The organism is Mycobacterium sp., assembly GCF_050700595.1.
Lineage (GTDB): Bacteria > Actinomycetota > Actinomycetes > Mycobacteriales > Mycobacteriaceae > Mycobacterium.
Window position 1 is genome coordinate 16,006 of sequence record NZ_JBOHHI010000183.1, and the last position, 25,170, is coordinate 41,175.

Below are 25,170 nucleotides of genomic sequence, written 5' to 3' on the forward strand. Positions count from 1 at the left end.
ACACCGGCAACTAAACGGCTACGGATGCAGTGCGCTGGCCGCATCGGCGGCGCCGTCACCGTCACCGTCGGTGAGTTTGACATCCCACCGCCCGTCGCCGTCGGTGTCGACGTAGCCGGTCACGCCGTTTTCGCCGCCGCACATCGCGCGGTCCGCCAGCCCGTCGCCGTCGCTGTCGAGCAACCGGTCGTCGGCCTGGCCGTCACCGTCGAAGTCGACCACCGGCCCGCCGGTGTGTTCGACCCCGTCGAGACTGAACCAGCGCAGCCCCCCGGCCCGGTCAACCGACACCGCCCAGGTTCCCGAGCCGTCGTCGGTGAAGTAGCTCTCCGGGGTGCCGTCATTGTCGAGGTCCAGCACGGCATGGTCCGCCATCCCGTCCCCGTCGAGGTCGGCGAGGGCATCATCGCGCAGTCCGTCGCTGTCGAAGTCCAAGCCGATCGCGTCGAGGCGGCCATCGCCGTCGAGGTCGAGGTCGGGTTGGCCGTCCCAGATGGTTGCCGCGCCGTCACCGGCGCCCAAGCAGTACTCCATGTGGGTGGGACGGCCCCTTGGCGCTACTGGTTCCCCCGCGCCTGCCACCAGGCCAGTAGCTCGGCGGTCGCCTCGTCATGCGATAGCGGCCCGCGGTCCAGCCGCAGCTCTTTGAGGTGGCGCCACGCCTCGCCGACCGGCGGACCAGGCGGGATGCCCAGCAGTTGCATGATCTCGTTGCCGTTCAAATCAGGGCGTACCCGCTGCAGGTCTTCCCGGGCGGCCAGTTCGGTGATCCTGGCCTCCAGGTTGTCGTAGCTGGCTTGCAGCCGGGCCGCTCGCCGCACGTTGCGGGTGGTGCAGTCGGCGCGCACCAACTTGTGCAGCTTGCCCAACAGCGGACCCGCATCGTGGACGTAGCGGCGCACCGCAGAATCGGTCCAGCTGCCCTCGCCGTAGCCATGGAAACGCAGATGCAGATACACCAGCTGGGAGATGTCGTCGGTCATCTGCTTGGAGTACTTCAGCGCCCGCAACCGCTTGCGGGTCATTTTGGCGCCGACCGCTTCGTGATGGTGGAAGCTCACCCCGTCGTCGGGATCGTGGCGGCGGGTGGCGGGTTTGCCGATGTCGTGCAGCAGCGCGGCCCAACGCAACACCAGGTCTGGTCCGTCATCCTCGAGTTCGATCGCCTGCCGCAGCACGGTAAGCGAATGCTGGTAAACGTCTTTGTGCTGGTGATGCTCGTCGATGGCCATCCGCATGCCGCCGACCTCAGGCAACACCACGTCGCCCATGCCGGTTTGGACCATGAGATCGATCCCGGCGGCGGGATCGTCGCCGAGCAACAGCTTGTCCAACTCGGCACCTACCCGTTCTGCGCTGATCCTGCCCAGTTCGGCTGCCATCTCCTCGATCGCCGAGTGCACCCGCGGCGCGACCGCGAACCCGAGCTGTGAGACGAACCGCGCGGCGCGCAACATCCGAAGTGGATCGTCACCGAAGGACACCGCCGGCGCCGCCGGAGTGTCCAACACAGCGGCACGCAGCGCCGCCAAACCCCCCAGCGAATCAATGAATTCGCCGGGCCCGGCTGGTGTGATCCGTACCGCCATGGCGTTTACGCTGAAATCGCGGCGCACCAAATCGTCATCGAGACGGTCGCCGAACCGCACCTCCGGATTGCGTGTCACCCGGTCGTAGCGGTCGGCGCGGAAAGTGGTGATCTCCAGCCGGTGGTCCCCCTTGCCAACGCCGACGGTGCCGAATTCGATTCCGGTGTCCCACAGCGCATCGGCCCACGGCTGCATAATTTTCTGCACCTGCTCGGGGCGCGCATCGGTGGTGAAATCCAGGTCCGGGCTCAACCGCTGAAGCAGCGCATCCCGCACCGATCCGCCCACCAGATACAGCTGGTGGCCGGCCGCAGCGAACAACGCGCCTAGTTCGCGTAACAGTCCGGCATGGCTGTTCAGTGCGACCGTGGCCGCGGTCAGCAGGTCGGCATCGTGGGCGGTTTCGGGCACGTTCGATCAGCCTAGTCCGGCGACGATGCAGAGCCGCAGCGCGATGAGGAGGAGCCGGACGATTAAGCCTAGTCCGGCGACGATGCGCGCCGGCACGGCGCGAGGAGAAGCCGGACAATTCAGCCCAGTCGGAGCGTAAGCCGGACACTCCAAGCTAGTACGGCGAGTGCGGACAGGAACACCCAGACGTGCCAGCTACTATCGCTTGGGTGTCGGACGGCGAACAAGCCAAACCACGTCGGCGCCGGGGCAGGCGCCGTGGTCGGCATGCCGCCGGGCCCGCCGAAAACCGTGCCGACAACGTAACGGACGTCGCAGGAGCAGCGGCGGCCAGTCCGGCCAAGTCGCGTCGTCCGCGCTCCGCGCGTCGCGGACCGGAGCGGCTGCGCACGGTGCACGAAACGTCTGCGGGCGGACTCGTGATAGACGGTATCGAGGGACCGCGGGCGGATCAGGTTGCCGCGCTCATCGGTCGGGTCGACCGCCGCGGCCGGATGCTGTGGTCACTGCCCAAAGGTCACATCGAACTCGGCGAAACCGCCGAACAGACCGCGATCCGAGAAGTGGCCGAAGAGACCGGGATTCAGGGCAGTGTGCTGGCCGCGTTGGGCAGCATCGACTACTGGTTCGTCACTGAGGGACGGCGGGTGCATAAGACCGTGCACCACTACCTGCTGCGGTGCTCAGGCGGTGAGCTGTCCGATGACGACCTGGAGGTCGCCGAGGTCGCATGGGTGCCGATCCACGAGCTGCCCTTCCGGCTGGCCTACGCCGACGAGCGCCGGCTGGCCGAGGTGGCCGACGAACTGATCGACAAACTGCAAACCGACGGTCCCGCCGCACTGCCCCCGCTACCACCCACCTCGCCGCGACGGCGGCCGCAAACCCATTCGCGGGTCCACCACGCCCATCCCGACGAACCCGCACCGGGCCGGAAGAACGGTCGCGGTCCAGGACCGTAGCCGCCGACGACGATGCAGAGTCGAGAGAGCGATGCGGTGGCGAGCGGCGCATTGACCGTGGCATCGCCGCTCGGGCGGGTTGCGCTGGTGCGCCTCGCCCTGATAGCCGGCATCCTGGCTGGTCTGGGGGCCGTGCTCACGCTCCCCAGCGTGCCGCGAGCCGTTGCGGGCGAACCCGGCACCACGCCGTTCCTGCAGGTCCGCATCGATCAGGTGACTCCGGATGTGGTCACAACGACCAGCGAGCCCGTCATCACCGTCGTCGGCATCGTCGCCAATGTCGGCGACCGGCCGGTGCGTGACGTGATGGTCCGCCTCGAGCATGCCGCGGCGGTGAGCTCGTCGGCGGGGTTGCGCACCAACCTCGACGGCGACACCGACCAGTACCAGCCGGTCGCTGACTTCCTGACGGTGGCCAACGAGCTGCAGCGCGGTCAGGAAGCCGGGTTCACGCTGTCTGCCCCACTGCGCTCGCTGACCCAACCGTCGCTGACCATCGAGCGGCCCGGTGTCTACCCGCTGCTGGTCAACGTCAACGGCACCCCCGACTACGGGGACCCCGCCCGGCTGGACAACGCCCGGTTTCTGCTGCCGGTGGTGGGGGTGCCCGCCGACCCCGCCGACACGTCCGCGGACGCGTTGAGCTCCGTCGCCGCGCCCGACACCTCCAAACCCGTACAGATCACGATGCTGTGGCCTATCACCGACCGGCCGCGATTGTCGCCGGGCGTACCCGGCGGCACGATCCCGGTGCGATTGATGGACGACGAATTGGCCACCTCACTTGCGGCCGGTGGCCGGCTGGAAAGCCTGTTGTCCGCAGCAGAGTTCGCCACCAGCCGCGACGTCGACCCGGACGGCGCCATCGGCCGTTCGCTGTGCTTGGCCATCGACCCGGACCTGCTCGTCACCGTCAACGCGATGACCGGCGGTTACGTCGTCTCTGACTCTCCCGAACACCCCAGCCCGGGCACCGGTCAGGCCGCCGCGGCCGGCTGGCTGGAACGGTTACGCGCGCTGGCGCATCGGGTGTGCGTCGCGGCGACTCCGTACGCTCAGGCCGACCTCGGCGCCGTGCAACGCGTCGGCGACGGCACGCTCAGCGCGATCGTTACCAACACCGCCGACGACATCGTCGACCAGATCTTGGGTGTCAACTCGGTGCGGGGCGCCACCTTGATGGCCGATGGTTCGCTGACGCGCCGCACGGTGGACCTGCTCAGCGCCAACGGCAGCACGGTCGCGATCGCAGCTGCCGATTCCGCCGCACGTGACTCAGCGACCGGGACAGCAGCCACGGCCGACATCACCCCGCGCCGAGTGTCCGCACAGGTGGTGGCCGCACCGTTCGACCCGACCGTCGGCGCCGCGTTAGCCGCCGCCGGGACGGACCCCGTCGCGCCGACTTACCTGGATGCTTCGCTGGTGGTGCGCCTGGCCCACGACTCCCACATCGCCCGCCGCCAGGATGCGCTGGGCTCGATGCTGTGGCGGGGCTTGCAGCCTGACGTGACACCGCGCACCGAGATCCTGCTACCGCCGACAACCTGGAACCTGCAATCCGACGATGCGCGAGCCGTCCTGTCAACGCTGGCGACCGCCGTGCGTTCCGGGCTGGCGGTGCCCCGACCGCTGCCGGCGCTGATCACCGACGCCAGGGCGGTGACAAACCTCACTGAGGCGCCCCCGCCATTGCGCGCGGACACCGTCGAACGAGGTCGGTTCGACGACGCGGTTATCGCGCAGATCGCCGACGAGATGCGCAGCCTGGGAGGGCTGGCCTCGGCGTTGACCACCGATAACCGAACCGGGCTGACCGGCACCGCCTACACCGCGCCGCTGCGCGAGGACATGCTACGAGCGGTGAGCCAGGCGCAGCGGCCGGACACCCGCAACGGGCCGGCGCAGGCACGGCTGCAGATCGTCGGCACCACCATCAACGACCTGTACCGCGCGGTGACGATCGTAAACCCGGGCGGCTCGTACACGCTGGCCACCGAACACAGCCCGCTGCCACTGGCGCTACATAACGGGCTCGCGGTGCCGATCCGGGTGCGGTTACACGTCGACGCCCCACCCGGCATGACCGTGACCGACGTCGGCGAAATCGAGCTTCCGCCCGGATACCTCCCGCTGCGGGTACCGATCGAAGTGAACTTCACCCAGCGCGTCGCCATCGACGTTGCGTTGCGTACCCCCGACGGGGTCGCGCTGGGCGACCCGGTGCGGCTGTCAGTACATTCCAATGCCTACGGCAAAGTCCTGTTCGCGATCACCCTGACCGCGGCGGCCGTGCTGGTGACGCTGGCCGGACGGCGGCTTTGGCACCGCTTCAGCGGTCAGCCCGACCCCGCCGACCTGGACCGCCCGGACCCCGGCCCCGAACACAAAGAAGCCATGCGCGTCGAGGAAAGCTCCCGGGCGGACGACCGCGTCGACGAAGAGCACCGAATATGAGGTCGGTCAGCAGGCGGGTCCCGCCGGCACGAAATGTGGCGCCGCCGCCACCCTTGCAGTCGCGCACCGAGCTCTCCGATGCCGCGCTGGTGTCGCAGTCGTGGGGCATGGCGTTGGCGACGCTTATCAGCAGACTCACCGGCTTCGCCCGGATCGTGCTGTTGGCCGCCATCCTGGGCGCCGCGCTCACCAGCGCCTTCTCGGTGGCCAACCAGCTGCCCAACCTGGTCGCCGCGCTGGTGTTGGAAGCGACGTTCACCGCGATCTTCGTGCCGGTGCTGGCCCGGGCCGAACAGCACGACGCCGACGGCGGCGCAGCGTTCGTGCGCCGCCTGGTCACCTTGGCCACCACGTTGCTGCTGGTGACCACACTATTGTCGGTGGCCGCCGCGCCGCTGTTGGTGCGGTTGATGTTGGGCCGCCAACCGCAGGTCAACGAACCGCTGACCACCGCGTTCGCCTACTTGTTGTTGCCGCAGGTAATTTTCTACGGTCTGTCGTCGGTGTTCATGGCGATCCTCAACACCCGCAATGTGTTCGGGCCGCCGGCCTGGGCGCCGGTCGTCAACAACGTCGTCGCGATCGCCACGCTGGGCGTGTACGTCGCCGTACCCGGTCAACTGTCCCTCGATCCGGTGCGGATGGGTAACACCAAACTGCTGGTGCTGGGTATCGGCACCACGTTGGGGGTGGCCGCGCAAACCGTGTTGCTGCTTGCAGCGATACGCCGTCAACGCATCGGCCTGCGCCCGCTGTGGGGAATTGACGAGCGGCTCAAACGTTTCGGCGCGATGGCCGCCGCGATGGTGTTCTACGTGTTGATCAGCCAGCTCGGTTTGGTGGTCGGTAACCAGATCGCCAGCACGGCAGCGGCTTCGGGACCGGCGATCTACAACTACGCGTGGCTGGTGCTGATGCTGCCCTTCGGCATGATCGGGGTGACGGTGTTGACCGTGGTGATGCCGCGGCTGAGCCGCAACGCCGCCGCCAACGACGCCGCCGCGGTGCTCGGTGACCTGTCGCTGGCCACCCGGCTGACCATGATCACGCTGATCCCGATGGTGGCGTTCATGACCGTCGGCGGCCGGGCGATCGGCAGCGCGCTGTTCGCTTATGGGCATTTCGGCGAAGTCGACGCCGGTTATCTGGGCACGGCAATCGCGTTGTCTGCCTTCACGCTGATCCCGTATGCGTTGGTGCTGCTGCAACTGCGGGTCTTCTACGCTCGCGAGCAGCCCTGGACGCCGATCGTGATCATCATCGTCATCACCACCGTCAAGATCATCGGCTCGCTGCTCGCGCCGCATGTCACCGACAACCGCGAACTGGTCGCCGGCTACCTGGGATCAGCCAACGGCCTGGGGTTTTTGGCCGGCGCGATCGTCGGCTACTTCCTGCTTCGGAAGACGCTGCGCCCGCCCAGCGGTCAGCTGGTCGGGGCCGCGGAGATGCGCACCGTCCTGGTGACGGTGGCCGCCTCGCTGTTGGCAGGGATGGTTGCGCACGCGGCGGACCGGCTGATGGGGTTCGAGGCGCTGACGGCCCACGGCGGTGGCGCCGGCTCGCTGCTCCGGCTGGTCGCGCTCGCGCTGATCATGGCGCCGATCATTGCCGCGGTCATGCTGCGCGCACAGGTGCCCGAGGCGCGGGCGGCGCTGGGCGCAGTCCAGGGCTGGCTCGGCGCCAGGCGCACGCCCGGCGGGTCGGCCGCCGGCAGAACTGCTGATCACGTGTCCGGGCGCAACGCTGTCACGTACGCTGAGCAGAGCAATTCGTTGACGCCGGGGGTATATCCAGTCCAGGAACCTTTCCGGCGCCGGCCTTTGGAGCGAATAGCCGATGCGGGCACAACGAAAGGATCGGGGGTGACAGACAGCCCTTCGGACGACAATGCGTCGTCCAAGGCTGCGTCCGACTCCGACTTGCCCCGACAGTCGGCCGATGATTTCCAGCCGGATATTCCGCCCGACGCTGCGGTCGGGACTGTCTCGGCGCGGGTTCCGCCGAAGCAATCCAACAGTGATTTTTCGGCAGGCCCGGCATCCGAACACGCAGAACCCGGCGGCGGCGCCGGCGATCCGCTCGAGTTCGATGCGCCCCGCGAGGCACCGGTGGAACCTTCGTCGCCTGCGGAAGACACCCGCCTGGGTCCGGGCGCAAGTATCGCCGGCGGCCGCTACCGGTTGCTGGTATTCCACGGCGGTACGTCGCACCTGCAGTTTTGGCAAGCGTTGGACACCGCGCTGGATCGGCAGGTGGCACTGACATTCGTCGACCCGGACGGCGGCCTGTCGGACAACGAACTCCAGGAGATCCTCTCCCGCACGCTGCGGCTCAGCCGCATCGACAAGCCCGGCATCGCCAGGGTTCTTGACGTCGTCCGTACCGGCAACGGCGGCATGGTGGTGGCCGAGTGGATCCGGGGTGGCTCGCTGCAGGAGGTGGCCAATACCTCGCCGTCTCCGGCCGGCGCGGCGCGGGCGATGCAAACCTTGGCTGCCGCCGCCGAGGCCGCCCACCACGCCGGTGTCGCGTTGTCCGCTGACCATCCCAGCCGGGTGCGGGTCAGCATCGAGGGGGACGTTGTGCTGGCGTTCCCTGCGACCATGCCCCACGCCACCCCGCAGGCCGACATCCGCGGGATCGGTGCCGCGCTGTATGCCCTGCTGGTCAACCGGTGGCCGCTGCCGGAGTCGTCCGGGGTGCGCAGCGGCCTGGCGCCCGCCGAGCGAGATCCGTCCGGCCAACCGGTCGAACCGCGGTTGGTTGACCGTGACATCCCGTTCCAGATTTCTGCGGCTGCTACTCGCGCGATTCAACGTGATGGCGGGATACGCAGCGCGGCGACACTTCTCAATCTGCTGCAACAGGCAACGGCGGTGGCCGACCGCACCGATCTGCTGACGCCGATCGTAGAACCGTCCCCGGAGCCGGCGCGGCCGGGGTTCTTCCGCCGTCCCGCGCCGGGCGACGAGAAGGCCTACCCGCAGCGCCGCCGCAACCTCATGATCGGGATCGGTGTCGGCGTCGCCATCATCGCAGTGGCCCTGCTGGTGCTGGCGTCGGTGCTCGGCCGAATCTTCGGCGATTTGAGCGGTGGCCTGGACAAAGACCGGCTCGGCCTGAATGCGCCGTCGAGCTCGAGTTCAACCTCCGCCGGCGGTGCCGCGGCGTCGGGCAGCATGGTCAAGCCCGTCCGGGCCACGGTCTTCTCCCCCGGCGGCGACGCCGACTCGCCCGGTCAAGCGAACCTCGCGATCGACGGAAATCCGGCCACCGCGTGGACGACCGACACCTACAGCGACGCTGTCCCGTTCCCGGGCTTCAAGAGCGGGGTCGGACTGTTGCTGCAGCTCCCGAAACCCACCGTGGTGGGCACCGTGACCGTCGATCTCTCCAGCACCGGAACCAAGATCCAGATCCGCTCGTCACCGACGCCGGCTCCGTCCCGGCTCGAGGACACCACCGCGCTGACTCAACCGACGTCGATGCGCCCAGGTCACAACAGCATCACGGTCAACGCGTCATCGCCGACGGCAACCCTGCTGGTGTGGATCTCGACGCTGGGGACTACCGACGGCAAGAGCCGTGCGGACATCTCCGAGATCACCGTCAAGGCCGCGTCCTGACGTACGCGGCGGGTGAAGTGCTCCGTACGAACCAATTGGTTACCGTCCGGCCGTGGAGTTCCGGGACCGGGTGCGGCACCAACGCAGCGACGCCGAACTGCTGGCCGCCCACGTCGCCGGTGACCGCTACGCGTTCGAGGAGCTGTTCTACCGTCATCACCGACAGCTGCATCAACTTGCCCGGCTCACCACCCGAAACGCCGAGGATGCGGCCGACGCGATGCAAGACGCGATGCTCTCGGCGCACCGCGGCGCCGGATCCTTTCGCCACGACGCCGCGGTCAGCAGTTGGCTGTACCGCATCGTGGTGAACGCCTGCCTGGACCGGTTGCGTCGCAACAGAACCCACGCCACCATCGCCCTTGACGACGTCTATCCCGTTGCCGATAGGACTACCCAGGTAGAGACAGCCATCGCGGTTCAGCGCGCACTGCTGCGGCTGCCTGTCGAACAGCGCGCCGCCGTGGTAGCCGTCGACATGCACGGCTACTCCATCGCCGACACCGCCAAGATGCTGGGTGTTGCCGAGGGCACCGTCAAAAGTCGCTGCGCCCGCGCCCGCGCCCGGCTCGCCACCGTCCTGGGCTATCTGGGCCGCGACAGCGCCCCGAACCGGCCGGCTTGAGCGGAGCAACTCGCTCGTTCTGACTGTGCATCGCCGCCACATTGTGGATAGCGCACACTGAGGCTGATGGGTGGAGTTGACAGCGATCCCGGCGATCACCACGAAGCGGGCGCGCGCCCCGCACACGCGGTCCGACCGGGCCCCGGCCGGGCCCGGGTGGTCGCCGCCGTTGCCGGCCTGGGTGCGACCATCGTCGCGGCTGCGCTCGGAACCACAGCACTGATCGCTGCACCCGCTCCAACTCCCAGCGAACCGACCACCGCGCGGCACGTCACTGTGTCGCACGCACCGATTGTGATTCCCCTGTCCGACGCCCAGATCCTGACATTGCTCGACCGCAAACCGGACTACGGCCCACTCGGCGATCCGCAACGCCGCGCGTCCTGTCTGACGGGCCTGGGCTACTCTCCGGCGGCCCCGGTGCTGGCTGCGCAGCCGGTCGACATCGCCGGCCGTCCCGGTGTGCTGTTGGTGTTGCCGGACGATACGCCCGGCACTCTGGCCGTGCTGGCGGTGACACCGGCCTGTAGCTCCGCGGACACCGGGCTGCTGGCCGACCGACTTGTTCGCCGTCCGTAGTACCGCGGGAACAGCACGGCCTACGCTGGCGTTCACACACCTTTGAAGACCGTTTCTACGACCGTGTCGAAGCCTGCTGCCGGCTTCCGCATCTCGAAAGGCTTGTATGTCCGCCACCAGCACTGTTCATGATGTGATCGTTATCGGCTCGGGGCCGGCCGGGTACACGGCAGCGTTGTATGCGGCGCGGGCGCAGTTGGCGCCATTGATGTTCGAGGGCACCTCGTTTGGTGGGGCGTTGATGACGACCACCGAGGTGGAGAACTATCCGGGTTTTCGCGACGGCATCACCGGCCCGGAATTGATGGATCAGATGCGCGAGCAGGCGCTGCGGTTCGGGGCGGATTTGCGGATGGAAGACGTCGAATCGGTGTCGCTTTCTGGGCCGTTCAAGTCGGTGGTCACCGCCGACGGGCAAACCCACCAGGCCCGCGCAATCATTTTGGCGATGGGGGCGGCGGCCCGGTATCTGCATGTGCCTGGCGAGCAGGAGCTGCTGGGCCGCGGGGTCAGTTCGTGTGCCACCTGCGACGGATTTTTCTTCCGAGACCAAGACATCGCGGTGATCGGCGGCGGCGATTCGGCGATGGAAGAGGCCACGTTTTTGACCAGGTTCGCCCGCAGTGTGACGATCGTGCACCGCCGCGAGGAGTTCCGGGCCTCCAAGATCATGCTCAACCGGGCCCGCAGCAATGACAAGATCCGGTTCGTCACCAACAGCGTGGTGGTCGCGGTAGAGGGCGAGGGCACCGTAAGCGGGCTGCGGCTGCGCGACACCATTACCGGTGCAGAATCCGGGCTGGCGGCGACCGGGGTGTTCGTCGCGATCGGCCACGACCCGCGTTCGCAGTTGGTGCGCGGCGCACTCGACCTCGACCCGGACGGCTACGTGCTGGTCAAGGCGCCCGCCACTCATACGTCGCTGGACGGGGTGTTCGCCGCCGGTGACCTGGTCGACCGCACCTACCGCCAAGCGGTCACAGCCGCCGGCACCGGCTGCGCGGCGGCCATCGACGCCGAACGCTGGCTCGCCGAGCAGCACGAGTCTGGCGAGCCCAAAACCCCCGGCAGCGATCTGATTGGAGCACCCCAATGACTCACCCCGACAACACCGCGGCGCCCGTGGAAGTCTCTGACGCGTCTTTTGCAACCGATGTTCTCTCCAGCAATACCCCCGTGCTGGTTGACTTTTGGGCTACCTGGTGCGGGCCGTGCAAAATGGTGGCCCCGGTGCTAGAAGAAATCGCGGCCGAAAAAGCCGGGCAACTCACCATCGCGAAACTCGACGTGGACGCCAACCCGCACACCGCCCGCGAATACCAGGTCGTCTCCATCCCCACACTTATCCTGTTCAAAGGCGGCCAACCCGCCAAACGCATCGTCGGTGCCAAAGGCAAAGCGGCGCTACTGCGGGAAATCTCCGACACCATTTAACGCGCTGGCGAGCTCGCCGTACGGCGCGCCCACGAATCTTTACTGCCTGGTGTTTTCCTGAAACCGGCGCGCGTCTGCGACAATACCGCCAAGCCTGCCAAGCGATCGGCACGCTATACACACTGGCTTACCGGAGGCCTTGGAATGTCGACTCCGCACCGTGGCGCCAACGGTGCGCTGCGCTGCGGTGACCGCAGCGCAGCGGTCACCGAAATTCGGGCCGCGCTGTCCGCGCTGGGGCATCTGAACAGCCAAGACGATGATCTGACCACCGGAAGGCACGTCACGCCCGATCTGTTCGACGAGGAACTCGACCAAGCGGTGCGGGCCTTCCAACAGCACCGTGGCCTGCTGGTGGACGGCATCGTCGGCGAGGCCACCTATCGTGCCCTGAAAGAAGCCTCCTACCGGTTGGGCGCGCGCACGCTACATCACCAATTCGGCGCTCCGATGTACGGAGACGACGTCGCCACGCTGCAAGCCAGGTTGCAAGACCTCGGTTTCTACACCGGGTTGGTCGACGGCTACTTCGGCTTGCAGACCCACAACGCGCTGATGTCGTACCAGCGTGAGTACGGGCTCTACGCCGACGGCATCTGCGGTCCGGAAACCCTGCGCTCCTTGTACTTTCTGAGCGCACGGGTGAGCGGCGGGTCGCCGCACGCCATCCGCGAAGAGGAGCTGGTGCGCCGATCCGGCCCGAAGCTGTCCGGCAAGCGAATCATCATCGATCCCGGTTGCGGCGGTGCGGACCATGGCCTGATCACACAAGGCGCGGCCGGGCCGATCAGCGAAGCAGATATCTTGTGGGACTTGGCAAGTCGGCTCGAGGGCCGGATGACCGCGATTGGCATGGAGACCTTCTTGTCCCGGCCGACCAACCACAATCCGTCCGACGCCGAACGCGCTGCGACGGCCAACTCCGTGGGCGCCGACCTGATGATCAGCCTGCGCTGTGCCACCCAGGCCAGCCCCCTACCCAACGGCGTGGCCTCTTTCCACTTCGGTAACTCGCACGGCTCGGTATCCACCATTGGCCGCAACCTGGCCGACTTCATTCAACGAGAAGTGGTAGCGCGCACCGGCCTACGAGACTGTCGCACCCATGGCCGCACCTGGGATCTGCTGCGCCTGACCCGGATGCCGACCGTCCAGATCGACATCGGCTACGTCACCAACCCTCGTGACCGTGCGATGCTGGTCACGACACAGACTCGGGATGCGCTCGCCGAAGGTATTCTCGCCGCGGTCAAACGGCTGTATCTGCTCGGCAAAAATGATCGTCCCACAGGGACTTTCACGTTCGCCGAGCTCCTCGCCCATGAGTTATCGGTGGAACAGGCCGGTCGGTTCAGCGGCTCGTAGCGGCGATCGCCAGCGCGGCGAAGCCGGGCGCTGGGGGCACCCCCAGCCGCGGAGCAGCGAGGGGGACGGGTCGCCGCCATCGAGCCTGGCCTGCGCACCTGCCGCTACCGGCTGTTGCAACCGCGCGTCCTCCAGCAGTCGCTCCAGGGCGGCTTCAACCTCGGCCTTCCAGCCCAGGCCCTTGTCCAACTCGAGTCGCAGACGTGGGAAGTACCGGTGCGGTGCCACCACTACGAATCCCACGTCGCGCAGAAAGTCCGCAGCGATCACGCAATGGTCGATCGAACAGTCTCCGAGCGCTTCCAGCACCGGCTGGATATCGGGGTCAACAGCTCGCGGGTCGAGCAATTCGGAGACCTCGGGCGTGCGCCCGAATGCCTCCAGCGCCCGGACTCCGCGGCGCACCAGTTCGTCGACTACCCGGGCGATGAGGCTATACGGCAGGTCGTCTGCCTCCCGTCCCGGCTCGACCCCCATCGAAGTGAGCAGCACGGCATCGGCGGAGACCGGCGCCGTGGGGAACCGGTATGCCCGTGGCACCGCCCGTGGTGGCGCGTAGAGCGCATACCCCAGACACGGCTGTTCGCTGGGGCCGCATTTCTCCGGAAGCGCGGTCGCCAGCAGGCCGCACGATCCCCATTCCAGCATCACCATCGACAACCAGGCTTCCTTGTCGAACTCCGGATCGGCGAGATGATCGTCCTTGCCGAGGGTCGCCGGATCGACTTCCCAGAAGACGCACCGGCGCACGTGCTTGGGGAGTTGCTCGAAGGCTTCGAGCCGCAGCGGTGCGATTCGTGCAGACACTAGACTCCTGGGCTTCCGTGCGGTGCCAATCGCCCGGCTTCTCTCGCGATCAGGTGGTACCCGCACCCCGCAAGCGAGGTAGCTCCGGTACCGCCGCGTCATCGGCCGGCTGATGTGCGCTAGTAGCCCTTCTAGGATAGGAGAATCCGCCACCGCCCGGCCAGTCCTGCCCAGACTGCGCTTCGATCGCCGTACCGTCACTGAAAAGTATTGGCGGGCAGAATGTTTGACTTAACCAACGCACTATCGCGCGGCTCCATCCGTCCGCAATGTCACAGTGACGTAACGACCGCGTGTAGTAATTCAGGCGTTCGGCGAACCCATCAGGCCGACGATGCGCTGCAGATCGTCCACCGAACCGAATTCCACGACGATTTTGCCTTTGCGTTTGCCCAGGCTGACCGTAACCCGGGTGTCGAAGGAGCTGGAGAGTTCTTCAGCGATGTCCTGCAGGCCGGGCATCTGGATCGGCTTGCGCCGTGGTGGTGCCGGCTTGTTCGTGTCGCCGCGATTGGACAAGGTGACCGCTTCCTCGGTGGCCCGTACCGACAGCCCCTCGGCGACGATCTTGGCGGCGAGCTCTTCCTGAGCCTCCGGGCCACCTTCCAGCGACAACAGGGCGCGAGCATGGCCGGCGGACAGCACGCCCGCCGCGACACGGCGCTGGACGGCGATCGGCAGCCGCAGTAGGCGGATCATGTTCGTGATTAGCGGACGGGATCGGCCGATACGCGCGGCCAGTTCATCGTGGGTGACACTGAACTCGTCGAGCAGCTGCTGGTAAGCCGCCGCCTCTTCCAGCGGGTTCAACTGCACCCGGTGGATGTTTTCCAGCAGCGCGTCACGCAGCAAGTTCTCCTCGCCGGTCTCCCGCACGATCGCCGGGATCCTGGTCAGCCCGGCCTGTTGGGCAGCGCGCCAACGTCGCTCCCCCATCACCAGCTGGTAGCGCTGGCCTTGCCCGGATCCATCCAGCGTCCGCACCACGATGGGTTGCATGAGGCCGAATTCACGGATCGAGTGCACCAGCTCGGCCAGCGCCTCGTCATCGAAGACCTGCCGCGGTTGGCGGGGGTTGCGTTCGATGAGGGCCGGGTCGATTTCGCGGTACACCGCGCCCATCCCGGCGGCGGAACCCGTCGACGTCGGACCGCCCAGTACCACGTCGGCGGCGGCGTCGCCCATCCGCGGCCCGACTTGCCCGTCAGCGGGTCCGGTCGGAATCAGCGACGCCAACCCGCGGCCGAGGCCGCCTTTCCTGCGTACCTGTTGAGTCATGGTTGTCCCTCCGCGGATGATGGTCGGTCGTGCTCGGCGAGTTCGCGGCTGGCGTCCAGATAGCTCATCGCCCCGCGTGAGCCGGGATCGTAGTCGATGATCGTCATGCTGTAGCCCGGTGCCTCGGAGACCTTGACGCTCCGCGGGATGACCGTGCGCAACACCTTGTCGCCGAAGTACCGTCGCACTTCGTCGGCGACCTGATCGGCGAGCTTGGTCCGGCCGTCGTGCATGGTGAGGATGACGGTGGTCACCTCGAGTTTGGGGTTCAGATGGGCTTTCACCATCTCGATGTTGTTCATCAACTGTGACACCCCCTCCAATGCGTAGTACTCGCACTGGATCGGGATGAGCACCTCGGGTGCGGCCACCAACGCGTTGATGGTCAGCAGGCCCAGCGACGGCGGGCAGTCGATGAAGACGTAGTCGAAGTCGGAGTGTTCCAGCTCGGCCAGGGCGGTCCGCAACCGATTCTCCCGGGCAACCGTGCTCACCAATTCGATCTCGGCGCCGGCCAGGTCGATGGTCGCCGGGACGCAGAACAGCCTCTCGCTGTGCGGGCTGCGTCGCAGCGCGGCGTGCAGCGGGATCTCCCCCAACAGCACCTCGTACGACGAGGGCGTGCCGGAGTGACGTTCGGTGATACCCAACGCGGTGCTCGCATTGCCCTGCGGGTCCAAGTCGATGACGAGTGTCTTGAGGCCCTGGATCGCCAGGGCCGCGGCGAGATTCACCGCCGTGGTGGTCTTGCCGACACCGCCCTTTTGGTTGGCGATGGTAAAGAGCCGACGGCTCCGCGGGGGGTGTAGCTGCTCGTGCGTGGTGTGCAACACCCGCATCGCACGTTCGGCCGCAGCGCCGATCGGGGTGTCGTATTCTGCCAACGTTTCACGTGAAACATCCGGCGCAGGAACCGCGCGCGGTCCGGATTCGGAGGCCGCTGGCTCGTGCGGCGCATTCATAGCGTCTCCCTGTTGTCCCGATCGGGCGTCCGACGCGGCTGCTGGCCGCCCCGCGCTCGGATCCCGCGCTGTGCCACCACCACGGTTACCGGCGGACTCAGGTAGTTCACGCCACATTTCACCACCCTGACATCCGTGGCGCCCAGTGCGGTCATCACACGCCGGTATTGCCGGACTTCGTCGAGCGCCCGCTTTCCTTTAATCGCCATCATTCGCCCGCCCGGGCGCAGGAGCGGCAGGCTCCATCGGGTCAGCCTGTCGAGTGCGGCGACTGCCCGCGACACCGCGACGTCGCTCCCGCCGACCCGTCCCCGAACAGCCCGCTCCTCCGCTCGCCCCTGGACGACATCGACCTCGAGCCCGAGCTCACCGACCGCCTCCGCCAGGAACGCCGCTCGGCGCAGCATCGATTCGACGCAGACGACTTTGAGGTCGGGCCGCGCGATGGCCAGCGGTAGCCCCGGCAGGCCGGCGCCGCTCCCAATGTCCACCACCCGCTCCCCCGGCTGCAATTGTTCTGCCACCACCGCGCTGTTCGACAGGTGGCGGTCCCAGATCCGGTCGACCTCATGCGGGCCGAGCACGCCCCGCTCCACACCGGCACCCGCCAAGAGTTCGGCGTAGCGTTCGGCTAGGTCGAGCCGCGGACCAAAGATTGCGGTCGCGCTCTCTGGCGGGGCAACCACTGCTCCATGTTTCACGTGAAACATCTCCCCCGCAAGCGGGCGGTACCTCCACGGGTCAACTGGTTGGCGAACATCGAACTACATTGATGTAACTCAGGCGGTGGCTGAGTCTGGCGATATCACGACCCGGCGGGACGGCTCGGCGCCCTCGCTCTCGCTGCGCACTCCCTGGACCACCGCGACTGCGTCGTGGACGATCTTGCGCTCGAAGGGCGTCATCGGTGCCAGCTCTTCACGCTCGCCCGTCTCCAAAACCCGCCGGGCGACCTTGTCGCCAAGTGCCGCTAACTCGTCGCGCCGGCGGCGCCGCCACCTGGCGATGTCGAGCATTAACCGGCTGCGTACCCCGGTCTTTTGGTGTACGGCCAGCCGGGTCAGCTCCTGCAGCGCGTCAAGGACTTCGCCTTTGCGCCCGACCAACTTGTTCAAGTCGTCGCTGCCGTCGATGCTGACGACTGCGCGACTGCCCTCGACGTCCAGATCGATATCGCCATCGAAGTCGAGCCGGTCGAGCAACTCTTCCAGGTAGTCGCCGGCGATCTCCCCCTCGGCCACCAACCGCTCCTCGGTGTCGGTGTCGGTTTCGATCATCGATGTCGTCGCGTCCTCCGGGGCGTCGTGCGCCGGCCCATCGTTTGCACCGCGTTCGGTCGTCTCGGCATCCGTCATCGTTGCCTCTTTCTTTTCCGTGCTCCAGGTGCCGCTGGTTTACCCAGCTCGGCCCAACTCGACCTGGCCGCCACCCGCACGTTCCACGGCTGGCCGTCCGGTCATCGTTTGCGCTTCTTCGGCTTTACCCCCGGACGGGGGCTACGGTTGGCCGCGCTGCCATCCCTCACTGGCTGACCGGGCTTGCCCGATTCGGTTTTCGGAACTTTAGCGCCGGCGGCCTCATCGTCCGCCGACCCGCCCGTGCCGTCCCCGCCCGCCGGGGCGGCTTTCGTTGGTCTCTTCGGTTTCGCGCCGGGCGCCGGGGCGTTCGCTGCCCGTCGTTCCAGCAGTTCCTGCTTCTTTGCCTCTTCCTGTTTTTCGATGATGCCGAACACGTAATGCTGCTGGCCGAAGGTCCAGATGTTGTTGGAAACCCAATACACGATGATCGCCAGCGGCAGGAATGGGCCACTGACGACTACACCCAGCGGAAACACGTACAGCGCGAGCTTGTTCATCAGCGCCGTCTGGGGATTGGCGGCGGCCTCCGGGCTCTGCCGCGCGACCGACGCGCGACTGTTGAAGTACGTCGCGATGCCGGCTAGGACCATCACCGGAACGCCGACCGCGATTACGGCGGGGCGACTGAATTCGGTGAACGCGTCCATCCCACCTCGCTGGGTCATGAACGCGCCGATCGGCGCGCCGAACAGGTTCGCATCCAGGAAGTGAGCGACGTCGGTCGGGCTGAACACGTAGTTTCCGGTCGCCCGGTTCTCCGCCACCGAAAGGTGCGGCTGACCGAATCCACCCGTGGTGCGGTTGAACGACCGCAACACGTGATAGAGCCCGATGAACACCGGAACCTGGGCCAGCATCGGCAGGCACCCCAGGATGGGGTTGAAGCCATGCTCGCGCTGCAGCTTCTGCATCTCGATCGCCATCCGCTGGCGGTCCTTGCCGTATTTCTTCTGCAGCGCCTTGATCTGCGGCTGTAACTCTTGCATCTGGCGCGTGGTTTGGATCTGGCGGACGAACGGCTTATACAACAGCGCACGCAAACTGAACACCAGGAACATCACCGACAGTGCCCACGCAAAGAAATTCGTCGGCCCCAGCACGGCGGCAAAAGCCTTGTACCACAACCACATAATCGCCGACACCGGGTAGTAGATGACGTCCAGGCTGAACCAATCAAACAACGGATGCGTCCCCTCGCTTCACTTGGGGTACCCCACTCCCTCGTCTCGCCGGGGCATTCCCGGCCTGACCCATCCGGGCCGGGATCACCCGGCGTTCCGGTATCGGATCCCATCCTCCCCGATGCCACGGCCCGCACTTGGCCAGCCGAACCGCCGACAGCCAACTCCCCCGCAGCAACCCGTACTCGCCCAGCGCCTCCACAGCGTATTGACTACAAGTGGGGACAAACCGGCAGGTCGGCAACCGCAACGGCGACACCGTGTGTCGGTACAGCTGGATGAGGAGAATCAAGCCGCGCGCACATTCCCGTCCGGCGCCACGGAACCATCGCCCGTACCTCGGCGCCCGAGCGCTCGTCATCGGGCACGCCCCGCCGACTGCCCGGTCCGCTGCAAACCGGCGCGCAACTGTTGTTCCAATCGGTTCGAAATCGCGGCCTGACTGCCCGGCAGCGCACGAATCACTACCTGATCGCACGGATCCAAGTCCGGTAACACGGCCCGCGCTATGTGGCGTAACCGCCGGGCCACCCGATGGCGCTGCACCGCGGAACCCACCGATTTTGCGATGATCAATCCCACCTTCGCTGCCGATGCGGTTTCGCCCCGCCGTGCATAGACGACGAGGTCTGTCTGAACGGCCCGGGCTCCATCCCTGACCGTCGCATCGAAATCCGATGACCGCGTCATGCGGTTCTGCGCGGGAAGCACCGCTGTGACACCTGTAAGCGGATCAGGCTGTAAGCGCGCGGCGACCCTTGCGGCGCCGGTTGGACACGATTGCCCGTCCTGCCCGAGTCCGCATCCGCAGCCGAAAGCCATGCACGCGGGCTCGGCGCCGGTTGTTCGGCTGGAAGGTCCGCTTGCCCTTCGCCACCATTCTCTCCTCGTCGCATCTGGCATCGCGTTCCGACCGCGCAACTCTCGGGGTCGGACACGATTGCCCGCACGAAGCCCTCAACAGGCTCTGTGTCTCGCTGGTAACCGGCGCGGGCCCCGGGTGTCTCCACTCGGATCGCAGCCGTATCGCCGACTTTCGGGCGACTGTTCGAGGGTACTGACCAGTCTTCGCCGGGTCAAACCTGGCTCGCCGCGTCCGCCGATCCCACTTGCGGTGGTGAGCCGGGCAGTAAAACCGCGCCCGTCAAACCAGTCAATCTCGGGTGTGGCTTTCACTGGTTTCACACCCCCGCCTCCCCGTCGCGCAAGCCACGTGACCAAAGCCCGACCGAATGTTCCAGAACGGTTGGCACCCGCACCGAAAACTGTTAGCTTCGGGCAATGCCGTTTCAGACTGAAACGGCGCCCGACAACGAAGCGAGGATGGCGGACCGGTTCTCTGCCCAGGCAGCCCTTGTTGCCTGTCTAGAGTGTCGGCCTCGTGTGCCATCGCCGATGGACTGCACCGCGATGACGATCGTCCTGTCCACACCTGTGGATAACCATGTGGACAGGTCGTCCGCGCCAACCGTTGTTGGACCTCGATTCCAAACCAGGGGGATCCGTCGTTGACCGATGATCCCGGTTTAGCTTTTGCGACCGTATGGAACGCGGTCGTCACCGAACTCAACGGTGAAACCCCGGCCGACGACAACCCCGCCAACGGCGAACCCTTCGTCGCGCCCCTTACCCCCCAGCAGAGGGCCTGGTTGAACCTTGTCCAACCCCTCACGATCGTGGAAGGGTTCGCGCTGCTCTCAGTACCGAGCAGCTTCGTGCAAAACGAGATCGAGCGGCATTTGCGCACCCAGATCACCGACGCGCTCAGCCGGCGGCTCGGACACCAGATCGAACTAGGCGTGCGCATCGCTCCAGCGCCCGGGGACGAAAACGACAATGGCAGCACCGCGATAACCGACGACCCCGGCCTCGATATCGACGAGGTCGACGACGATCGCGAAGCGCTCGCCAGCGCACATGCGAGCTGGCCCTCTTACTTCACCGAACGCCCGCACTCGAACGATCCCACGGGTCCTGGCGACACCAGCTTGAACAGCCGCTACACCTTCGACACCTTTGTCATCGGTGCCTCAAATCGGTTCGCTCATGCCGCTGCCCTGGCAATTGCCGAGGCGCCGGCTCGTGCCTACAACCCGTTGTTCATCTGGGGCGAGTCGGGTCTGGGCAAGACACACCTGTTGCACGCGGCCGGGAACTACGCACAGCGGCTTTTCCCCGGCATGCGAGTCAAATACGTCTCCACCGAAGAGTTCACCAATGATTTCATCAACTCGCTTCGCGATGACCGCAAAGTCGCATTCAAACGCAGTTATCGCGACGTCGATGTACTGCTAGTCGATGACATCCAATTCATCGAAGGCAAAGAAGGTATCCAGGAAGAGTTCTTTCACACTTTCAATACGCTGCACAACGCCAACAAACAGATCGTCATCTCTTCCGATCGTCCCCCTAAACAACTCGCCACCCTCGAAGACCGCTTGCGGACCCGGTTCGAATGGGGACTGATCACCGATGTGCAGCCGCCGGAACTGGAAACCCGAATTGCCATCCTGCGAAAAAAGGCGCAGATGGAACGCCTGGCCGTTCCCGACGACGTGCTCGAACTGATCGCCAGCAGCATCGAACGCAACATCCGCGAACTCGAAGGCGCGTTGATTCGAGTCACCGCGTTTGCATCGCTGAACAAGACCCCGATCGACAAGGCACTGGCCGAAATCGTATTGCGAGATTTGATCGCCGATGCCAGCACCATACAGATCAGCGCAGCGACCATCATGGCCGCCACCGCCGAATATTTCGACACCACCGTCGAAGACCTCCGCGGACCCGGTAAGACCCGCGCGCTGGCCCAGTCCCGCCAGATCGCTATGTACCTGTGCCGCGAGCTCACCGACCTTTCATTGCCGAAAATCGGCCAGGCCTTCGGACGCGATCACACCACCGTCATGTATGCCGAGCGCAAAATTCGCGGCGAGATGGCCGAGCGTCGGGAAGTCTTCGATCATGTCAAAGAACTGACCACCCGGATTCGTCAGCGCTCAAAGCGCTGACACAAAACTTTCGTCTCCACCACCCCACGAGTCACAGCACTGCGCTGTGCACACAGCTTGTGAGCAACCCCCCACACGGTGTTCACGGATTTAGTCGCAGATGCACAAACCGCCCGTTATCCCCAGCCGCCCCTATTGGAACTCACAGCTTCTCCCACCGTCATCCACAACCCCATCTCCGCTCCCAGCAGCGTGGAAACCCGGTCATCCCCACTATGCACAGGACTTAATACTGTTACTGGTATCTCTTCCTAGCTTCTTCTTGGAAAAGACTCTTGGGGAGACACTGCTCGACACTCCGGAATGTCACCGTGACTGCCGCCCAGTGTCACTGTGACTGATTAGCTTTCAAGATGGCGCCGAAGGCTCTACGGTTGGTGTTCGACTGCCGTTGCGGCCGTTGTGGCGGGTTGTCCGCCAGCGTTCGTCACCGGGGTAGCCGCTGAATGTGACTCTGTTCTTCGAGGTGGTGAAGGGACGCTATGGACGTGGCGACGACTGGGGTCGGTTTAACCGATTTGAAGTTTCGTTTGGTGCGGGAAGAGTTCGCCGACGCAGTCGCTTGGGTCGCACGTAACCTGCCCGCCAGGCCCACCGTGCCAGTGCTGGCCGGCGTGCTGCTAACCGGCTCAGATGACTGGTTGACCATCTCCGGGTTCGACTATGAGGTTTCGGCCGAGGTGCGACTTGCCGCTGAAATCGCTTCGTCTGGAACGGTTTTAGTGTCAGGGCGGTTGTTGTCTGATATCACCCGGGCATTGCCCAATAAGCCGGTGGACGTGCACGTGGATGGCACCAGGGTCGGCATAACCTGCGGAAACGCCAGGTTTTCCTTGCCGACGATGGCTGTGGAGGATTACCCGACGCTGCCTGCATTGCCGGAGGAGACCGGGACAGTGCCGGCCGAGCTATTCGCCGAAGCGATCGGTCAGGTGGCCGTTGCGGCGGGTCGCGACGACACCCTGCCTATGCTGACCGGGATCCGGGTGGAGATCTCCGGCCAGACCGTGGTGTTAGCCGCGACCGACCGGTTCCGGTTGGCGGTTCGCGAGCTGACGTGGGCTGCAGCCGCACCCGATATCGAAGCCGCCGTTTTGGTGCCGGCCAAGACCTTGGCCGAGACTGCGAAGACCGGCACAGATGGCGGTGATGTTCATCTGTCGTTGGGTGCCGGATCGGCGGTGGGCAACGACGGGCTGCTGGGGATCAGCGGCAATGGCAAGCGGAGTACGACCAGGTTGCTTGATGCCGAATTTCCGAAATACCGGCAGTTGCTGCCGACCGAGCACACCGCGGTGGCCACGATCAGTGTGGACGAGTTGACCGAGGCGATCAAACGGGTCGCCTTGGTCGCCGACCGGGGCGCGCAGGTGCGGATGGAATTTTCCGACGGTACGTTGCGGCTGTCCGCCGGCGCCGACGACGTCGGCCGGGCCGAAGAGGATCTGTCGGTGGATTTCGCCGGTGAACCACTGACAATCGCGTTCAATCCGACCTACCTGACTGACGGGTTGGGGTCCTTGCATTCCGATTGGGTGTCGTTCGGTTTCACGACGGACCGGAAGCCGGCTGTGTTGCGACCGGCTTCCGACGACGATCGCCAACTCGCCGGTAACGGACCGTTCCCCGCCATCTCGACGGATTACGTCTACCTGTTGATGCCGGTCCGACTGCCGGGTTAAGACCGTTCGGTGTACGTTCGCCATCTCGGCCTGCGCGATTTCCGATCGTGGGCACACGCCGACCTCGAGCTGGGGCCGGGACGGACCGTCTTCGTCGGCCCCAACGGTTACGGGAAGACCAATCTCGTTGAAGCACTGTGGTATTCGTCTGCACTGAGTTCTCATCGCGTCGCGACGGACGTTCCCTTGGTCCGGGTGGGTGCATCCCGGGCAGTGGTGTCGACGATCGTCGTCAACGAGGGTCGGGAGTGTGCCGTCGACTTGGAGATCGCGGTCGGTCGGGCGAACAAGGCCCGGCTGAACCGCGCGCCGGTACGCAGCCCGCGCGCGGTGGTCGGTGTATTACGTGCGGTGTTGTTCGCACCGGAAGACCTGGCGTTGGTCCGTGGAGATCCCACCGATCGACGGCGCTACCTCGACGACCTTGCTACCGTGCGTCGGCCCCGGATTGCCGCCGTGCGAGCCGACTACGACAAGGTGCTGCGTCAGCGCACCGCGCTGCTCAAGAACGCAGCCGCGGCGCGGTATCGAGGCGGTGCCGCAGGTGCAAGCGTCTTGGACTCGCTGGAGGTCTGGGACGGCCAGCTGGCTACGCACGGGGCCGAGTTGATGGCGGCGCGGATGGAACTGGTGGCAGAACTGGCGCCGGAGGTGCAGAAGGCCTACGAGCTGTTGGCTCCCGGATCGCGGTCGGCGTCGATCGGTTACCGCGCCAGCATCGACGCCGCGCGCGCCGACGACGGCAGCGACAGGGAATTCCTCGAGGCCGCGTTGTTAGCTCAGATGGCCGTGCGCCGCGAGGCCGAACTCGAGCGTGGAGTGTGCCTGGTCGGTCCGCACCGCGATGATCTCGAACTGCGGCTCGGCGATCAACCCACCAAAGGCTTTGCCAGCCACGGCGAATCGTGGTCGATGGCAGTGGCGCTGCGGTTGGCCGCCTATGAGTTGTTGCGCGCCGAGGGTAGTGATCCGGTGCTATTGCTCGACGACGTGTTCGCCGAGCTGGACGCGGCCCGACGGCAGGCGCTGGCGACGGCGACGGCCTCGGCCGAACAGGTGTTGGTGACCGCAGCGGTGGCTGACGACATCCCGCGCGATTGGGACATCCGGCAGATGACGATCGCTTCGCACGATGACGACAATGGACGAATCTCGGTGGTGCAGTCGTGACACGCGCCGGCGACGATGCAGTGGGGGTACCCCCAGCCGCGCAGCGGCGAGGGGGACGAAGCGATGAGGAGGAGCGGCGCCATCAGGATCAGCCTGATGACACGACGGTGCCAGGTCCCCCGGAGCATCTGAGCGGGTTGGCGGGTATGGATTTGGTCCGGCGCACGCTGGAAGAGGCCCGCGGGGCGGCACGCAGTCGAGGGAAAGACGTAGGACGGGGCCGCCGGATTCCGGTCCGCCGCGTCGCGGGCACCAACGGCCGCCGGCGCTGGTCCGGACCCGGACCCGACACGCGAGATCCGCAACCGCTGGGCCGTGCGGCGCGGGACGTGGCGAAGAAGCACGGCTGGTCCTCGCGAGTCGCGGAGGGGACGGTGTTTGGCCGGTGGCCGTCGGTGGTCGGTCACCAGATCGCTGAACATGCCCGACCGACCACACTGCGCGACAAGGTGTTGAGCGTGTCGGCCGAATCCACCGCGTGGGCCACCCAGCTGCGGATCATGCAGGCGCAACTGCTCGCAAAGATCGCCGCAGAGGTCGGTGACGGGGTCGTCACGGCATTGAGGATCACCGGTCCGACCGCGCCATCGTGGCGCAAGGGACCGCTGCACATCGCCGGACGAGGCCCCCGCGACACCTACGGGTGAGTGGGTACTGACACGATGGGCTG

General features: G+C 66.2%; 21 protein-coding genes and 2 pseudogenes. 12 read left to right on the forward strand and 11 right to left on the reverse strand.

Going from position 1 to position 25,170, the window contains the following annotated elements:
* Nucleotides 1-18: 18 nt before the first annotated feature.
* Nucleotides 19-534, reverse strand: coding sequence for a pullulanase (locus ACRDTL_RS17300; RefSeq protein ID WP_431507929.1), 516 nt, complete (start codon nt 532-534; stop codon nt 19-21).
* Nucleotides 535-557: 23 nt separating this feature from the next.
* Entirely contained in the window at nt 558-2,000 is a 1,443-nt protein-coding gene (locus ACRDTL_RS17305; protein ID WP_431507930.1) for a CCA tRNA nucleotidyltransferase, read from the reverse strand.
* Between the two features lie 209 nt (nt 2,001-2,209).
* Between ACRDTL_RS17305 and ACRDTL_RS17310 the strand changes: the two genes are divergently transcribed.
* The 8 genes and pseudogenes from ACRDTL_RS17310 to ACRDTL_RS17345 all read left to right on the forward strand — a co-directional run bounded on the left by ACRDTL_RS17310 (nt 2,210) and on the right by ACRDTL_RS17345 (nt 13,051).
* Nucleotides 2,210-2,962: an NUDIX hydrolase gene (locus ACRDTL_RS17310; RefSeq protein ID WP_431507931.1), complete on the forward strand. Its 753-nt coding sequence runs from the start codon at nt 2,210-2,212 to the stop codon at nt 2,960-2,962.
* A 12-nt stretch (nt 2,963-2,974) separates the two neighbouring features.
* The gene (locus ACRDTL_RS17315; protein ID WP_431507932.1) at nt 2,975-5,419 is read left to right on the forward strand and encodes a hypothetical protein; all 2,445 of its coding nucleotides are present in this window, start codon (nt 2,975-2,977) and stop codon (nt 5,417-5,419) included.
* On the forward strand, nt 5,416-9,048 hold the full coding sequence (gene murJ, locus ACRDTL_RS17320) for a murein biosynthesis integral membrane protein MurJ (RefSeq protein ID WP_431507933.1): 3,633 nt from the start codon (nt 5,416-5,418) through the stop codon (nt 9,046-9,048). The genes ACRDTL_RS17315 and murJ overlap by 4 nt, the downstream gene beginning before the upstream one ends.
* 52 nt (nt 9,049-9,100) lie before the next feature.
* Complete coding sequence (gene sigM, locus ACRDTL_RS17325) at nt 9,101-9,673, forward strand: RNA polymerase sigma factor SigM (protein WP_431507934.1); 573 nt, start codon at nt 9,101-9,103, stop codon at nt 9,671-9,673.
* A gap of 120 nt (nt 9,674-9,793) precedes the next feature.
* Nucleotides 9,794-10,252, forward strand: a pseudogene (locus ACRDTL_RS17330) (hypothetical protein); the annotation flags it as partial.
* 106 nt (nt 10,253-10,358) lie between these two features.
* Nucleotides 10,359-11,348: a thioredoxin-disulfide reductase gene (gene trxB / locus ACRDTL_RS17335; protein WP_431507935.1), complete on the forward strand. Its 990-nt coding sequence runs from the start codon at nt 10,359-10,361 to the stop codon at nt 11,346-11,348.
* Nucleotides 11,345-11,686: a thioredoxin gene (trxA, locus tag ACRDTL_RS17340; RefSeq protein WP_431507936.1), complete on the forward strand. Its 342-nt coding sequence runs from the start codon at nt 11,345-11,347 to the stop codon at nt 11,684-11,686. Before trxB ends, trxA begins: the two co-directional genes overlap by 4 nt.
* A 144-nt stretch (nt 11,687-11,830) precedes the next feature.
* A complete protein-coding gene (locus tag ACRDTL_RS17345) occupies nt 11,831-13,051 on the forward strand; it encodes a peptidoglycan-binding protein (protein WP_431507937.1) in 1,221 nt (406 codons plus the stop codon).
* 87 nt (nt 13,052-13,138) lie between these two features.
* Here ACRDTL_RS17345 and ACRDTL_RS17350 read toward each other — a convergent pair.
* From ACRDTL_RS17350 to rpmH, 9 genes and pseudogenes are all read right to left on the reverse strand, one after another.
* Nucleotides 13,139-13,858 (reverse strand): annotated as a pseudogene (locus tag ACRDTL_RS17350) (acetyltransferase); the annotation flags it as partial.
* A gap of 303 nt (nt 13,859-14,161) precedes the next feature.
* The gene (locus ACRDTL_RS17355) at nt 14,162-15,136 is read right to left on the reverse strand and encodes a ParB/RepB/Spo0J family partition protein (protein ID WP_431507938.1); all 975 of its coding nucleotides are present in this window, start codon (nt 15,134-15,136) and stop codon (nt 14,162-14,164) included.
* Nucleotides 15,133-16,098 carry an AAA family ATPase gene (locus ACRDTL_RS17360; protein ID WP_431507939.1) on the reverse strand — a complete coding sequence of 322 codons (966 nt, stop codon included), beginning with the start codon at nt 16,096-16,098 and terminating at the stop codon, nt 15,133-15,135. Before ACRDTL_RS17360 ends, ACRDTL_RS17355 begins: the two co-directional genes overlap by 4 nt.
* Nucleotides 16,095-16,808, reverse strand: coding sequence for a 16S rRNA (guanine(527)-N(7))-methyltransferase RsmG (rsmG, locus tag ACRDTL_RS17365; protein ID WP_431507940.1), 714 nt, complete (start codon nt 16,806-16,808; stop codon nt 16,095-16,097). The genes ACRDTL_RS17360 and rsmG overlap by 4 nt, the downstream gene beginning before the upstream one ends.
* Nucleotides 16,809-16,877: 69 nt before the next feature.
* Nucleotides 16,878-17,375, reverse strand: coding sequence for a protein jag (locus ACRDTL_RS17370; protein WP_431507951.1), 498 nt, complete (start codon nt 17,373-17,375; stop codon nt 16,878-16,880).
* A gap of 179 nt (nt 17,376-17,554) precedes the next feature.
* Entirely contained in the window at nt 17,555-18,586 is a 1,032-nt protein-coding gene (gene yidC, locus ACRDTL_RS17375) for a membrane protein insertase YidC (RefSeq protein WP_431507952.1), read from the reverse strand.
* A gap of 43 nt (nt 18,587-18,629) precedes the next feature.
* Nucleotides 18,630-18,998, reverse strand: a complete 369-nt coding sequence (gene yidD / locus ACRDTL_RS17380; protein ID WP_431507941.1) for a membrane protein insertion efficiency factor YidD — start codon at nt 18,996-18,998, stop codon at nt 18,630-18,632.
* Complete coding sequence (rnpA, locus tag ACRDTL_RS17385; RefSeq protein WP_431507942.1) at nt 18,995-19,348, reverse strand: ribonuclease P protein component; 354 nt, start codon at nt 19,346-19,348, stop codon at nt 18,995-18,997. Before rnpA ends, yidD begins: the two co-directional genes overlap by 4 nt.
* 22 nt (nt 19,349-19,370) lie before the next feature.
* Nucleotides 19,371-19,514: a 50S ribosomal protein L34 gene (rpmH, locus tag ACRDTL_RS17390; protein ID WP_003919815.1), complete on the reverse strand. Its 144-nt coding sequence runs from the start codon at nt 19,512-19,514 to the stop codon at nt 19,371-19,373.
* 631 nt (nt 19,515-20,145) lie between these two features.
* Here rpmH and dnaA point away from each other — a divergent pair.
* The 4 genes from dnaA to ACRDTL_RS17410 all read left to right on the forward strand — a co-directional run bounded on the left by dnaA (nt 20,146) and on the right by ACRDTL_RS17410 (nt 25,147).
* Complete coding sequence (gene dnaA, locus ACRDTL_RS17395) at nt 20,146-21,648, forward strand: chromosomal replication initiator protein DnaA (RefSeq protein WP_431507943.1); 1,503 nt, start codon at nt 20,146-20,148, stop codon at nt 21,646-21,648.
* A gap of 482 nt (nt 21,649-22,130) precedes the next feature.
* Nucleotides 22,131-23,330 carry a DNA polymerase III subunit beta gene (gene dnaN, locus ACRDTL_RS17400; RefSeq protein WP_431507944.1) on the forward strand — a complete coding sequence of 400 codons (1,200 nt, stop codon included), beginning with the start codon at nt 22,131-22,133 and terminating at the stop codon, nt 23,328-23,330.
* A gap of 9 nt (nt 23,331-23,339) precedes the next feature.
* Entirely contained in the window at nt 23,340-24,500 is a 1,161-nt protein-coding gene (gene recF, locus ACRDTL_RS17405) for a DNA replication/repair protein RecF (protein ID WP_431507945.1), read from the forward strand.
* Between the two features lie 107 nt (nt 24,501-24,607).
* Nucleotides 24,608-25,147: a DUF721 family protein gene (locus tag ACRDTL_RS17410; protein ID WP_431507946.1), complete on the forward strand. Its 540-nt coding sequence runs from the start codon at nt 24,608-24,610 to the stop codon at nt 25,145-25,147.
* Nucleotides 25,148-25,170 lie beyond the last annotated feature (23 nt).